The organism is Acinetobacter sp. KB005 (assembly GCF_049949095.1).
In the GTDB taxonomy this organism is placed as follows: domain Bacteria; phylum Pseudomonadota; class Gammaproteobacteria; order Pseudomonadales; family Moraxellaceae; genus Acinetobacter; species Acinetobacter calcoaceticus.
The window spans coordinates 3,180,597-3,195,485 of record NZ_CP188191.1 but is presented as its reverse complement, the minus strand read 5'-3'; the positions used below and the strand labels follow the sequence as shown (position 1 = coordinate 3,195,485).

The following is a 14,889-nucleotide window of genomic DNA, read 5'->3' as shown; positions in this document are numbered from 1 at the left end:
TTTAACAACATCGTTCATTGCTAAAAAATAATATATTTGAACTTTATTCAATAGATTAGGGGAATAGATATTTATCCCCCCACAATATTTGAGCAGTTATAAGATTTCCTTATAGGCGTTCAAATGATTTTGATGAGCACGGCGAATAATACTTCGGTCATCACCGAGTACAAAAAGCTGAACAGATTGTTGTTTCCAAGCCGCAATATCTTCAGGTTGTCGGGGAATAGCACAGAAATGCTTTTGACTATTTTTTGTCTTTGCATACATCTCTTGGACTTTTTCTTTGACCTTCGGATGGCTGGTTTGCCACGGCATTCCCATAGACTGAGAAAGGTCAGCTGCACCTTCAAGAATAATATCGATGCCTTCAATTTTTAAAATTTCATCTAGCTGTTCTAATCCCTCTAAACTTTCAATCATGGCAACCACAATGGTGTCATTTGTTGCCTGTTGAACAAAACTGGCTAAATCATCAATGCCATATCTATTTAATCTTGTTGAGTTAAGACCTCTTTGCCCAAGCGGCATATAGTGACAATAGTTCACAGCTTCTTGTGCTTGCTGGGCATTTTCAATACGCGGGAAAACAATACCCGTTACCCCTGCATCGAGCAGAGGTAGTACTAGATGGTTAGCGCTTAGAGGAACTCTGACAAAAACATCAAGATTCATGGCTCTAGCGGCTAAAATCATGGTCTCGACTTGAGACGTACTAAATAAAGTATGTTCCAAGTCGATAATAATAAAGTCATAGCCCGCAAGTGCCAGTTGTTCGACATTAATCGGAGAAGCTACGGAACAAAATATTCCGTAGAGCGTCTCACCATTTGCTATTCGTTTCTTAAAAGAAATCGAATGCTTATTCATATTCAATTTCCTTAATGAGGCTGAGCGGGTTCGGCGTGGTTTGTACTCTTAGACGAATCTCAGGAAGGAAACGGCGGCTTGCGAGCTGTTCAATATCGATGGTGTCATCTGTAAAGTTAAACAATTCATATCGCTCGGCAAACTCTGGATGAGCTTCCTTGTACTGATTGATGATGGTTCTTAACATGGTCCAGAATTTGATTTCATCGAAGTCATAATGCTCATTTAAGAAAATCGCTAACTCAGCCAAATTTACAAACCAAAGCGCATCTTGAGTAAAGTCTCTTAACTCATTTGGAGCGTGGGTTTCCAAGAACGAGTTCGGGTTAATCTTGGCGTGTTCTTTTGGTGCATCTTGCAAGTTAGGTAAAAGGTTCGGCTCACGTAAAAGATGACGGCTAAAACGGATTCCATCGTGGAAATCTTTCAAGGCTGCCTTAACTGGCAGGCCATTTTTATGAATCAGAACCATGTTTTGTGCATGTGACTCTAAAGCGAGGCCATGGCACCACAAAATATGCATGATTGGTAAATAGGCATTGGTGAGTAATTTTTCTAACCAGAACTCGATACCGTACTCTTGAATCCACTCATCAATTAGAGGCTTTTGGTCAATGTCGACTTGCATGAGGCCAGTTACCGGAGTTGCCGATTCACCTTCTTTTAAGTAGCTGTAAATACTTTCACGCCAAATGCAGGCAAGTGCGCCGTATTGAACAGGCAAAGCAATTTGCTGGTTAACCGAAAGACCGCCAATCTCTCTTAGAATGACAGGCTTGCGATGCTTTTCTAAAATATGGTCTTGCTCGACAATTTTATAAAGCCAGTCACTCATTTTTGCAGCATTTTGAACGGTATGTGGTGCTAATACGCGAGATGTAGAGGTATTAACCAAATTCATTGCCAATTTAAGAGAAAGCGCCGAGATATCACTAATGTTCGATAAAGTTCGAATCGACTGCTGAGGTAAATAAGTTGGCCCTTCAATATCTAGCGGGATAATAAGTTGGCTGCTAATCGCATCTTGATAATATAATTCAATAATTTTATCCCACTGCCACGGATGAATCGGAGTGAGGATATATTCCTGAAAATCTACATTGTTATCTTTTAATTGATCACTAATGGCCTGTAGATCTTTTTCTGAAAAATGCTGTTTATAAAGCTGCTCTAAGTTAATCGTTTCACTTAAAACCAGTTTGCATAAACTGTTATGAGTCGCAGCCCATTTAACCGTAAAACCTTCAGAAAGCTCAGGTGCATATTTTTGATTTTCTTTTAAATCGAAGCCAATACGAGACTTAAAGCTTGGATGGTATAAATGCGCATTGGTAATCCTTGCTTCTTGTTCTAAATAAGGCAAAGTTCTTAAAGGTTGGGCAGGTGCTTGGCTCAAAGTCTGCGTATGTTTAACGTAAGTTAAATTGAGTTCATCATTAAAGTTTTGCCATTTAACTGGGTCAGCTTCAATAATATTTTTTAGATCGGCAAGTAGCATTTTTAAGTTAGGACGAGTTTCAGCGCCTAAAGTAATATCAGAACGGACTAAGCTTGAAGGATCTAGCTTAATTCGTTTAAAACTAAAGTGTCGTTTGGCCGCGCATGTATAGAAAACTGTATCGGAAATATAAAACTTAATCTGACCTTTAGAAGGTTCATATTTAAAGGTATTTTCAAAAATAAGCGCTTCTAATAATTGGCCCATCACTCGATTTTCTGCAAGAGTCTTATAGTTGGCTTGCTGTGTCGGTTGAAGAGGGCAAAGAGCTTCTGCGCCGCGATATTTATAAATAGGATTTTCAACTTCAATCCAGATTGGATTGCCACCACTGTGGTAGAGCGTATTTAACATATTTGCCTTAATTGGTAATGTGAGTGAATTAATTAATAAATCGCGGTACTGCTGGCCTTTGGCGCTAAAGCTTTCTTGTGTGAGCGTAAGTCGTGTGGCTTGCCAAAGTTCAGATTCTTCAATTACGGTAACTCGTGCAATCGCGCTGATGAGATGCGCAATGTGGTTGATCACGAGGTAATATTTTAAAAAGGTCCATGCATCTTTTTGAGAGAACCAAACGGTACTATCTTCAGAAATAGATGAGTCGTCTTCTATCATTTCTGGAACAATACTAATGCCTTCCATATCTCGAAGAATGAGGCGATGTGGATAGCCGTTTTTAAATTCCATTAAACTGTTTTGCATATGCGCTTCTACGCTAATGCCTTTATTTGCAAACAACTCAACTAATGGAATGAGTGAAACTTTAACGTACTGTTTCCACCAAAAAGTAATGAAGTCTTTCGCGTCATTGGTTTGTAGATTTTGGTTAGGTGCAGCTTGTTGAATAAAGCTTAATAGAGGAATTTCATGGTTCTCATTTTCTTCGACCAAGCCACCGAGCATTCTTGTATTTTCTAATACCTCTGGCGTGAGTCCAGCTCTATAAATAATGCCAAATGAACTTTCAAGCTCTGGAATTTTGACTGTTTTCGCCTCTAACTCCGGTAGAATCACAAGGTCAGGATATTGTTCATTAATCTTGTGATTGATAATAATTTTGCTTGCATCAATAGCTCTTTCCATTTCATCCATTGGGTTATTACGAATAAAACTGGTAATACGCACGTCAATTGAGAGCTTTAAGAATAAGTTCGATTGAGGTAACCACACCGTACGAACGGATGAGGTTGGCCATACGGTTTGGCCTAATGCACCCAGATGTATGATCTCTTGACTGTCTAAATATTTCTTTAAAGATGGGTGTTGAAGTAAGAAGTTGGCTTGCCACGGGTGGGTCGGCATAAGCTCATAGTTGGCTAGGTTCTCTTGCAAATGATCTTTTGCAACTTCTAAAACTTCATCTTCAATACGGTGAGATGACTGTTCTTGACTTACAAGCTTTTCGATTAAAGACGAATGAATTGCGAAGTAGTGGAGTTGGAAACTTGCACCTAACTCAGGGCTATACTTTTTCATGTCTTCTTTAGAAAAGCCTAAGTTTGCTTTAGAGGTCACATGAAAAGGATGCCCATATAACATGCCTTGCTCTGTTGCCTGAAAACCGCTCAACTCTTTAGTTGCTGTTTGAGATGGTCTATTTTCTAAAAAGAATTTTGTATTCTCGATACTATTGGCAATATCAGAATAAAGGTTCTTGTTCTGGTTTTTGTCTTTAAATAAGCTATTTAACTCATCGGTAATGAGCTTAACTAACTGTTTAGGATCAGTTAGAGAATCAAAAGTATTGTCGCTTAAGTTTTGCAGAACAAAACCACGCTGATATCTGTGATAACCCGTAGTTGATAGGTGTTGAACTACACCATGAACAACCGTATTAGATGCATTAAACGTATAAGTAAAATACAGTATGTCTGGTTGCTCCGCATATATTGTGAATAAAGGAGAGTCTTGAGCTGGGATAATGTGCCCTTCAAGATTTACTTTGAGTTCACGAAAGAAAGTATTCAGGTACTGTTCGAAAAGTTTATAAGACCATGCATCGGTTGTAATAATTGAGTTCATTCTTGTGCCTCTTCTAAAATTGTATCCATTAAGAATCTGTTCAAAATCACCACTAATCCCGCACCGATAAAAAATAAAGAGGTGCAGATTAATGCGGCTGTAATATTGAAAAATGAGTAGGTAAGCGTGATGGTGATCGGACCAAAAAGTTGGCCTAAGACAAAAGCACTGTTAGAAATGCCGATCACTTTTCCTTGGCTTTGAGTGCCAGCTTTTAGAGAAATCGTGTGTAAGATCGAAGGAATAAGCGCTGCGAAGCAAAAACCTTGTATGAGTCGTAATACGAGAATGAGCCAGAGATTGGAAACCCAGATCAATGCGAAAATCGTGATGCCACAAATTAAAGAGGCATAAACGAAGTTATTAAAAGAATCTCCTTTATCATCATTTCTTTTTCCCCAATAGGTTGCCGCAATAAAAGCAGCTCCCCATGAAAGCGCATGGATTGTGCCCGTTAAGCTTGCAGCAGATAACGACGAGTGAATGTTTTGGCTTATTTCACTAATATATAAAACGAAGCAAGACACTAAACCAAAACCACCGGCTTGCACCAAGATGCCAGCACTCAACCAAGAAAAAATTGTTCTATCAAAAAAGTCTGGAATTTTAGATTTTTCTTTGGTTTTTACAGCCTCAGTTTTAACTGGATTGGCTAATAAAAAGGACGCGATCACAATTAATGTAACTACAATAAATGCAGTTGCATTAAGTAATATTTCAACCCGCCAGTGGTCCATAAAGATACCGCCGAGTACTGGACCACACAGGCAAGCTAGCGCAACACTACTTTGGAGCTGCCCAAAAGCAGCACCTCGTTGTTGTTCATTAGAAAGATATGAAACATAAGCATTTAAAATCACGGAAAGACCGCAAAAACCTAGTAAAATCCGCGCAAAAATAAATAGGTATAAATGCTGGGCGCTAGCCATGAGCAGTATGGAAATACAAAAACCAACCAATGAAAGTAGCAGTGCTTTTTTATGGCCAAAAGTGTCTGATAGGTGGCCAACAATCGGTGCGGTAAATAAACTGCCAATTGCGGGTGCAGCGAGTGCCAAACCTGCCCAGATAGTGGGAGCACTCATATGCGCCGTCAGTTTTTCCATATAAAGCGGCATGATCGGAATAAGTACCATGAGCCCGAAAGTGGAAAAAAACTGACAGAGCAAAATAATGAAATGATCTAGGCGAGATGAGCGCATGATTTAGATATCCATGGTCTCATAGCTAGAAACAGATAAGCTGTGATAAGGGTTCGGGGTCGTTCCGATTTTGCTTGGCATTCCCGTCGAATCACTTTCTTGGGCTAACAGCGGAGAAAGTAGCTGTTTGAACGGCCAAGTCTTATTGTCAAAAAGATAGGTTTGAATCTGAGACTTTGTCTGTTCTGAAATCGGTTGGGTTTCTACAAAATCATGAATAATGTCTTGAATCATTTCCCAGAAATCGCTTTCTGAACGATCTGTATATTTCAAGGTAGCTAAAGCAATTGGGTAGAGATTAATTTGAATCCCTAGGGTAATGAAGTAATTAAATAAGTCTTCATTTTTAGTAAAGATAAGATTGTTTGGCGTACTCGTGTCAATAGTATAGATCGGAGGTGTGAAGCCACTTTCTTCAATGGCTGGTGTACATATTCTTAAGGTATCGTGGTCACGCAAAATAAAGCATTTGAACTTATTATTTTCATAACACACCATGGTGTTTTGCCCGTGGCATTCAGGCATGATTCCTTTTGCCCAAAGTGTTAAGAATGTTTGGATAAAATGAACACTTAAGTCTTTTAATAATGACCATTTGTCACCTTCAACGCCTAAAGTTTCCCAAGGGTCAACATAGGTGCAGCTTAAAGCTGACATGGTAATCGGAGTGACATTTTTATCTTGGCAAAAATCGGGTAAATGTCTGACTTGGCAACCAATTACACCTAAATTTTTTACAATCGGTTCTTGTTTACCCAGCACCCACCAGTGCGTTTCATTACTTAAAAAGAGGCGATTTTTTATTAAAGAAGTTTTGTTAATGACTTCATTTAAAAAATCATATGCTCTATGCCCATTCATTAAATAACGTCCAGGCATAGAACGGATCGCACCTAATGTTTTGGCATTTGTTGATAGTTTTAAATGCAGATTAGAATTTGAGTTGTGAATAAGGGTTCTTAAAGATGAAGTCGGTAAACCAATTGTCGTGACATGGTTCAGGTCAATACCGTCATACTTATTTTCTTCAAACTTTAAATAGCGATGTTGAGTCTCTAATAAAGGAAGTGCTAAGTAGTCATCTGAAAGCTCAGCCATTTTTTCAGTAATATGATTGTCCTCAGATTCTGATAACAGAAGCTCTTTATGAGGAATCGAATCCATATTGTTGATCACGTCATCTTTCTTAAAAGCCCACCAATACACTTCAATTTCTTTTTGAATCGTAAGTGGTGCAAGTTCACCTTTTGAGTGGGCGAACGGATGAAATGGACGGTCAGCAACAAGGGAAAGCAATTCACTTGTAATTAAAGGTGAAGAAAATGAAAGTGCTGACTGTAAAATTTGAGGGATTTTTTCAGCCGTTACTAAATTTTCGAGCCAATAATCAATCGCTTTCTGATGATGCTTTGAAGGCCACCAAGAGGCTTTTGTTAAATAGGTAAAAACTTCAGAAATAGAAATTTTAGAAGTCGTATTACTCAAGACGTTATGAAGTAAAACTTCTGGTTGAGTAACATAGAAAGGATTTACACCATCTACTTTTAAACAGCTGAAATAGAGTTCCAACTCATCATTTAGAGTGATTGCCAGATAAGGCTTTTTATAGGAAATATGATCTCTAAAATCTCCATAATTCTCCATGTAGAGGGCATCTATTGTTTTTTGTAGTTGTGCTGTGTAAATCCGATCTAGCATTTTAGTTATTCCTATTCTTATAAAAGTGGTAGAACCGTTCCAACGTTTTGTTCTTGTGCAGCATTGAAGAACCATTTAGCGCAAACAATGTCATCAATCGCCATGCCCATTGGATTGAGCAAAATGATTTCATCTTCATGTTCGCGGCCGTTTTTATGACCAATAATGATGTCGCCAAGTTCAGCATGCAGTTTTTCACGACTGAATAAGCCATCTTCAACCAGTACGTTGATGACTTTCTTTTCTCGATTTGATTGGTCCCAGTCGTCCACAATAACTTTGTCCACTTTTAAGAACACTTCAGGCTCAATATCCATAATTGAAATATTTGAAACAAAGCAGCCCTTTTTAAGCCACTCAAATGGGATGTAAGGCTTATCTGAAACCGTACAAGTAATGAGTACATCTGCTTGTTGAATCGCAGATTTGGCACTGTCATGAATTTCAATTTCTAGATGTGAATATTCTGAAAGGAACAATGTTTTGAGTTTTTCAGCGGCTTCAGGGTTCACATCAAATAAATGTATTTTTTTCACTTGAGCGTATTGTTCAAGCACAGTCTTAATCTGCATTTGAGCAATTGGTCCGCAGCCAATCACAGTAATGTCTGAAAAGTCTTTTTTGGCTAGATACTTAATCGAAACACCCGTAATTGCAGCAGTTCGCATTGCGCTAATTAAGCTGCCTTCCATCACGGCGACTGGGTAATTTGTTTCTGAGTCATTCAGAACAATCAGTGCGCTGGCACGCGGAATATTGAATTTTTTAGGGTTATGTTGTCTTGAACCAATCCATTTGATTCCGGCAATCGGGTCATTGCCACCTAAATAACAAGGCATTGCAATAATACGGTCAGCAATGTGGTCTGCACCTTGCCAGCGGAGGTAGGGTTTTAAGGGTTGTACAAACTGTTTATTTGCATGCAGGGTTAAACCTTCAGTAATCGCTTCAATAAATGAATTGCTATGATTTGCGCCAAGATTTAATAAATCTGATTGACTAAGATAACGAAGGGTAGCCAAATTGCTCATGAATATGTCCTAAGGAAAAGGTTAAACAACATTTTGTAAAGTAAGGTTTTCTTGGCGTCGTACGTTTCGATTGAAGTGACGCTTCTTGATCATTTCGAACCATTCATCTTCATAAACGAGATCGAGATAACGGTCGCCGCGATCGGGCAGCAACGTTAAGACACATGAACCTTCGGGAATGGTTGGAATCAGTTTTTTGATGGCTGATATAGATGAGCCGCTCGAACCGCCTGCAAAGATTCCTTCATGTTCAAGAAGTTCTCTGCAACCGACTGCCGATTCATAGTCATCCACATAAATGACATCATCAATTTCATCGGGAGAGAGCAGAGGTGGAACAGTACTTGCACCGATGCCAGGAATTTCACGTGGACCAGATGTGCCGCCAAACAAGACAGAGCCGACAATATCGACTGCAATCACTTTTAATTCTGGGAACTTTTCTTTGAGGCGACGGGACACGCCCATAATCGTGCCGGAGGTGCTTGCCCCGATCACGAGGTAATCAATCTTGCGATCAATTTGATTTAAGATTTCTTCAGCTTCACCAAAATAGTGGCTTTTCCAGTTGTTTGGATTTGCATATTGATTAATCCAGACAGCATTCGGCAGTTGTTGGCATAGCCGCTTTACAGTGTCAATTCTGGTTTTTAAATAACCACCGTTTTGGTCTTTTTCAGAGACCATTTCGATATTGGCTTTGTAAAGCTTCAACATTTGTAAGTTTGCTGAAGCAATTTTCGGGTCAATAACGGCAGTAAATTTTAATCCATATATTTTACATGCCATTGCAAGAGCAATAGCCAAGTTTCCTGAAGAACTTTCAACAATATGACTATCTTTATTAATTACTCCAGATTTCAGGCCTTCCTGTAGCATGAATAATGCTGGACGGTCTTTAATACTTCCTCCTGGATTTAACAATTCCATTTTCGCAATCACTGAGATCGATTGATGCGTGAATAGCCTTGATAATTGTAATAGTGGCGTTTTACCTATGCAGTCGAGAATATTTTCATGGATCATGGTAGATCTTCTCAGGTTTTTATGTGATGTGAATGATAATGATTATTAATTTAATTATTATTACCAATTGTGACATGATTGTTGCGGTTTGTAACGCAAAATAGGGGTGACTTATAGGAATTTTCACTAAATTTTTTTGTGTAATTATTTGAATGTTAATATTTATATTTTATAAAGTGACTAATTAATAAATGTTTTAAATATAACTAGATAGGCAATAAATTACTTTTCACCTATAAAAAATAATTTAATGAGCATAGGGTTTTTGAAATAAAAACTCGTGACTGAAATTGCTTTAAAATTAAATCGGAATATTTGTGCTGATTAATATATTTTATGCAGCCTACATTTTGTAGAGTTTATGACCACATTTAATGCTTATAAAAAGAGCAATATTTAAGGGACTTATTAAAATGTTAAGGCTGATTAAGTGAAATTGATGATGTGTCAGTTATTGATATGAAAATGTCTGAAAATGATACGTTTAGATGGATATGATCATGTCCATAAGCGCTATATTTTAAATGGATCAATTGAGTCCAAAAAGTATAGTAATGCGTGTTTCGCATTTTGTCTTATGGGTCTTTCAAGCTGTCTTTTATATAAAAGACAGCTTTTTTTTGTTGATTGATAGGGCGTGTTAGACGAAATTAAGCTGTTTCGCTTGATCATAAGCTATAAGATTGATGCATTTATGACCCAGTGCGTTGATTTGCGTTTGGTCTAGTTGAAGGTCATCCCACTTCTGCATTTGCTGAAAGAGCCAATAAAAGTCTTCTACTTTCGGAAGAGCGCTTTCTTTTACCAAATGACGGACAATATCCTGAATCATATAGTATTTGTCGACATGCACTTCTTCTGAGCAATGAAAACGAACAATTCCAAATTCGACCAATAATTTTAAAATTGGAGCAAAGTCTTCTAGTTCGCTAAGTTCTTGCTGAGCTTTCATAATTGCAGCGGTGAGTGCAACTAGCGTTTGTGGATGCTGTTCAGCCCATTCCTGCGTTACGGCTAAAACCTTGTCAGCCACAGGTGGAATAATGTTCTGGCTTGAGCAAATCATTTTACTTAAACCAAGAAGCTCGCCCTGAGTATTCCAAGGTTCTCCGACACAGAAACCATCAATCACATGCTTATCTAGTGCTTCGACCATATAAGGTGGTGGTAAGGTTTTGAGCTGAATCGATTGAGCGAGTTCAGGGTTTGCTAGAGCTAACCATTCTCTTAAACAATAATGATGAATGGAGTGCTTAAACACATGTGCTAAAGAAAGGGAATGACCTTGTTCAATGTAATGCACCACTTTTTGTGCCGTTACTTGAGCTATATCATTTTCTTGAAGTTTAAGTTGATGCGTTAATTTTTGGCTTAAGCTGATAAATGCACGATTTTCACTCAAAACTAGTGAGGTTTGCAGTGGCGTACCAATTTGATCTGATCCTACTGCGGCAGCAGGTAACATTGCAGATAAGCAGTGAGCTGCATCTAATAAACCAAAAGCAAGGCGGTCGCGAAGACTTGCCCATGAAGCTTCTTTAACTAAAGTAACGTCGAGCCCTACTTCTTCAAAGAAACCTCTTTGTTTCGCCCAAAGCAGTGCAAGACAATCAAGCAAAGGAATATAGCCAAGTTGTAATTGAGTCTTTTCTAATGTGCTCATTTATTCATCCTTTAGTTGATTGCCAAGTAATTTTTGGGCGTCAAGTAAACGCCGAGCCATTTCTCCAATCGTAATACGGTGGCTCATGGCATTTTTTCTGAGCAACTGGAATGCTGTATCTTCAGGAAGGCCATGGAGTTGCATAAGTAAAACTTTGGCTTTTTCAACATCTTTACGATCAGCGAGTTTAGTTTGAGCATCTTTTAAATCTCCTTCGAGCTTTTTGTGTTTTTTATATTGCTCAATAGAAATTTCTAAAATGGTATGTAAGCGGGCAGGGTCTATGCCATCAACAATATAAGCAGTCACCCCCGCATCTATGGCTTGTTTGATTGTGTCTTTATCTGAATTTTTGGTGAACAGAACGGTAGGAAGGTCATAGCTACTGACACAGCTTTCAATAATGTCACGGTGAGGATGGTCCATATCAAGCAAGATCACATCAGCTTGTAAATGTTCGAGGCGAAAGATATTCAAGTGGTCCAAAGTAAGGCAAGCGACCACTTCAAAATCATTTTCAAGCAGACTTTTTCTTATATAGTCGGCTCGCGCATGATCATCATCAATAAGGGCTATTTTGAGTTTTGGCATAAGTTCAGAAAATCAGGCTAAGAAAATGCGCCAATTCGACGCGTTTTTTGTTATCAGTTTTTTAAGCAAGATTAGTGCCATCGAAAACTAAAGAAAAAATCAAGCTTTAATGGCACTTTAGCATGCCAAAGCATGGGTCTGATCAATCTTGGTGCAAAAATACGATTCATTTTGTAGCAAGACGTATTTTTATTTAAACCATATAAGTGTGCAGTGATAGAGCAGGAAAAATAAGACTCAATTCTTTATGTACACATTGAAAATCATTATCTATATGAAATTAAAGATAAAAAATATTATCTTATTAAGTTTTTAAAATATTGGCATGCAAAGTGCTTACTTAATTACAGGTCGAAGACGACCATGAGTTTTAAAGACGGCCAACGATGTCCGTTCTGATCGAGTTTGTGAGTGCAACCGTACACACAAAGAAGTTACGTTCAGTCGGAGTGAAGGTCATGTCTTTATTTTTATTGCATAAAAAAGTTACATCTGAATTATTTAAATTTTCAGTTCCAGCGATGCGAGCCTTCTCTATGAGGGGGCTCGCTTTTTTTATTTCTTTTTATGACTTTGCTGTGCATTGGGCGTCGTCAACGAGTGAAAAAAATTGGTTTCAAGCAGCTACATGCTTCGTGATGTTGATTCGCTTCTCGGTAGAGCACAAAGCAAAAGAACAACGTCTATTTGAGAACGCAATAACGCAGCTTAAAAGCAACGTGATTTGAGGAGAAACACTATGAAATTGGTAATGATTGGTCATGGTATGGTGGGCCACAAATTCATCGAAGCCATTTTAGAAAAAGCAGATGATGAACTGGAAATCACTATCCTCGCGGAAGAACCTCGTATCGCGTATGACCGCGTACATTTGACTGAATATTTTTCGGGGAAATCGGCAAAAGATTTATCTTTAGCTCGTTTTGACTTTGCTGATGCTCATGGCATAGACCTGCGTTTAAATACCAAAGCAACTGCAATTGATACTGCCGCACAAACAGTAACCACCAACCATGGCGATGTGATTAGCTATGACAAATTGGTGTTGGCAACAGGTTCGTATGCATTCGTTCCTCCAATTTCGGGTAATGATCGTGAAAACTGCTTTGTTTACCGTACCATTGAAGACCTAGATGCGATTCGTGCAGCGAGCTTGAACGCTAAAACTGGTGTAGTCATTGGTGGTGGTTTGCTTGGTCTTGAAGCAGCTAAAGCATTACGTGACCTAGATTTAGAAACACACGTTGTTGAGTTTGCTCCACGTTTGATGGCAGTTCAAATTGATGACTTGGGTGGTAAAGTTCTACGCCGTAAAATTGAAGATTTGGGTGTAAAAGTTCATACACAAAAAGCGACTCAATGCATTGAATGCGGTGATAGCACAACGCATGTTATGAAGTTTGCTGATGGTAGTGAACTTGAAGCAGATATCATTTTATTCTCAGCAGGCATTCGTCCACGTGATGAGTTAGCACGTAACAGTGGTCTGGCGATTGGTGAACGTGGCGGTATCGTGATTAATGATTACTGTCAAACCTCAGATAGCAACATTTACGCAATTGGTGAATGTGCGCTTTGGCAAAACAAAATCTACGGTTTGGTTGCACCGGGCTATGACATGGCACGTATTGCAGCAAAACATGTGCTAGATGAAGAGTGTAATTCTTTTGCTGGTGCGGACATGAGCACCAAATTGAAATTGATGGGTGTTGATGTTGCATCTGTAGGTGACGCGCATGCAATGACTCCAGGTGCATTAAGCTACTTCTATACAGATGAGCATGCACTAGTTTATAAAAAGATTGTTGTAAATGCGGACAAAACCAAATTGCTTGGCGCAGTTTTGGTGGGTGATGCCAAAGAATATAACGACCTTTTACAAATGATGTTAAACGGTCTGGATTTACCGGAAGTGCCTGAAAGTTTAATCATGCCGGGCTTTGAGCAATCAGTAGGTAAATCTGGTGGTAGCGGTGTAGATTTACTTCCAGATAGCGCAACGATCTGTTCATGTAACAACGTATCAAAAGCGGACATTTGCCAAGCGATTAGCGATGGCTCGACTTCTTTAGGTGCATTGAAGAAATGCACCAAAGCAGCAACGGCATGTGGTGGTTGTGCACCATTAGTGACTCAAGTATTGAAATCTGAGTTACAACGTCAAGGTGTAACCGTTAACAACCACATTTGCGAACACTTCCCGTACTCTCGTCAAGAGTTGTATCACTTGGTTCGTGTTAATGAAATCAAAACATTCGATGATTTGATTGATCAACATGGTCATGGTTTAGGGTGTGATATCTGTAAACCTGCTGCAGCAAATATTTTGGCATCTTGCTGGAATGACTTCGTACTTGAACCAAGTCATGCCGGTCTGCAAGACAGTAACGACTACTACTTGGGTAACATCCAAAAAGATGGTTCTTACTCGGTCGTACCACGTATGGCTGGCGGTGAAGTGACTCCGGATGGTTTAATTGCCATTGGTCAAATTGCCAAGAAATATAACCTTTATACCAAAATCACTGGTGGTCAACGTGTCGATATGTTCGGTGCACAAGTTCATGAGCTTCCATTCATTTGGGAAGAATTGAATGCTGCTGGTTTTGAATCGGGTCATGCATACGGTAAGTCATTACGTACCGTGAAATCTTGTGTCGGTAGCACTTGGTGTCGTTATGGTGTAGACAACTCGGTTGGTTTGGCTATTGAGCTTGAAAACCGCTACAAAGGTTTACGTTCACCACATAAATTAAAAATGGCGGTGTCTGGCTGTACACGTGAGTGCGCGGAAGCGCAAAGTAAAGACGTGGGTATTATCGCGACTGAAAAAGGTTGGAACCTTTATGTGTGTGGTAACGGTGGTATGAAGCCGCGTCATGCAGAATTGCTTGCATCTGACCTCGATAAAGCAACATTGATTCGTTATATCGACCGTTTCTATATGTTCTACATCCAAACCGCAGACCGTTTACAACGTACTAGCGTATGGCGCGACAACATGGAAGGTGGTTTGGACTACCTTAAATCTGTGGTGGTTGATGATTCTCTTGGGTTGGCTGCTGAGCTTGAGCGCCGTATGGAACATGTCATTGGCACATATCAAGATGAATGGCGTACTGCGGTAGAAAATCCTGAAGTTCGTAAACGCTTCCAAACTTATATCAATGCAAGTGCCAATGAACAGGCCGATCCACACATTCAATTTACGACTGAACGCGGTCAAATCCGCCCCTTAACAGATGTTGAACGTTCAGAAGACCGTATTCCAATGGTTGAAGCATAAGC

At 39.2% G+C, this 14,889-nt stretch carries 11 protein-coding genes; 3 read left to right on the top strand and 8 right to left on the bottom strand.

Features of this window, described 5'->3' with window-relative positions; translation table 11 throughout:
• Window positions 1–96: 96 nt before the first annotated feature.
• The 6 genes from ACPF64_RS15295 to sbnA all read right to left on the bottom strand — a co-directional run bounded on the left by ACPF64_RS15295 (window position 97) and on the right by sbnA (window position 9,347).
• Entirely contained in the window at window positions 97–870 is a 774-nt protein-coding gene (locus ACPF64_RS15295; RefSeq protein ID WP_426454303.1) for an HpcH/HpaI aldolase family protein, read from the bottom strand.
• The gene (locus ACPF64_RS15290) at window positions 863–4,390 is read right to left on the bottom strand and encodes an IucA/IucC family protein (protein WP_426454301.1); all 3,528 of its coding nucleotides are present in this window, start codon (window positions 4,388–4,390) and stop codon (window positions 863–865) included. The genes ACPF64_RS15295 and ACPF64_RS15290 overlap by 8 nt, the downstream gene beginning before the upstream one ends.
• The gene (locus ACPF64_RS15285; RefSeq protein WP_426454299.1) at window positions 4,387–5,592 is read right to left on the bottom strand and encodes an MFS transporter; all 1,206 of its coding nucleotides are present in this window, start codon (window positions 5,590–5,592) and stop codon (window positions 4,387–4,389) included. Before ACPF64_RS15285 ends, ACPF64_RS15290 begins: the two co-directional genes overlap by 4 nt.
• Before the next feature lie 3 nt (window positions 5,593–5,595).
• Entirely contained in the window at window positions 5,596–7,236 is a 1,641-nt protein-coding gene (locus tag ACPF64_RS15280) for an IucA/IucC family protein (RefSeq protein ID WP_426456155.1), read from the bottom strand.
• Between the two features lie 71 nt (window positions 7,237–7,307).
• Complete coding sequence (gene sbnB, locus ACPF64_RS15275; RefSeq protein ID WP_426454297.1) at window positions 7,308–8,321, bottom strand: 2,3-diaminopropionate biosynthesis protein SbnB; 1,014 nt, start codon at window positions 8,319–8,321, stop codon at window positions 7,308–7,310.
• A 21-nt stretch (window positions 8,322–8,342) separates the two neighbouring features.
• Window positions 8,343–9,347 carry a 2,3-diaminopropionate biosynthesis protein SbnA gene (gene sbnA, locus ACPF64_RS15270; protein ID WP_426454295.1) on the bottom strand — a complete coding sequence of 335 codons (1,005 nt, stop codon included), beginning with the start codon at window positions 9,345–9,347 and terminating at the stop codon, window positions 8,343–8,345.
• A gap of 524 nt (window positions 9,348–9,871) precedes the next feature.
• Between sbnA and ACPF64_RS15265 the strand changes: the two genes are divergently transcribed.
• On the top strand, window positions 9,872–9,991 hold the full coding sequence (locus ACPF64_RS15265; RefSeq protein WP_080632082.1) for a hypothetical protein: 120 nt from the start codon (window positions 9,872–9,874) through the stop codon (window positions 9,989–9,991).
• On the opposite strand, the gene ACPF64_RS15260 is transcribed toward ACPF64_RS15265, so the two are convergent.
• Both ACPF64_RS15260 and ACPF64_RS15255 read right to left on the bottom strand, forming a co-directional pair.
• Window positions 9,988–11,010, bottom strand: coding sequence for an ABC transporter substrate-binding protein (locus tag ACPF64_RS15260; RefSeq protein WP_426454293.1), 1,023 nt, complete (start codon window positions 11,008–11,010; stop codon window positions 9,988–9,990). The genes ACPF64_RS15265 and ACPF64_RS15260 overlap by 4 nt on opposite strands.
• Window positions 11,011–11,601, bottom strand: coding sequence for an ANTAR domain-containing response regulator (locus ACPF64_RS15255; protein WP_003652246.1), 591 nt, complete (start codon window positions 11,599–11,601; stop codon window positions 11,011–11,013).
• A 386-nt stretch (window positions 11,602–11,987) separates the two neighbouring features.
• Here ACPF64_RS15255 and ACPF64_RS15250 point away from each other — a divergent pair, with 386 nt between their 5' ends.
• Entirely contained in the window at window positions 11,988–12,329 is a 342-nt protein-coding gene (locus ACPF64_RS15250) for a hypothetical protein (RefSeq protein WP_003652244.1), read from the top strand.
• Window positions 12,330–12,340: 11 nt separating this feature from the next.
• On the top strand, window positions 12,341–14,887 hold the full coding sequence (nirB, locus tag ACPF64_RS15245; RefSeq protein WP_426454290.1) for a nitrite reductase large subunit NirB: 2,547 nt from the start codon (window positions 12,341–12,343) through the stop codon (window positions 14,885–14,887).
• The last annotated feature ends 2 nt before the right edge of the window (window positions 14,888–14,889 follow it).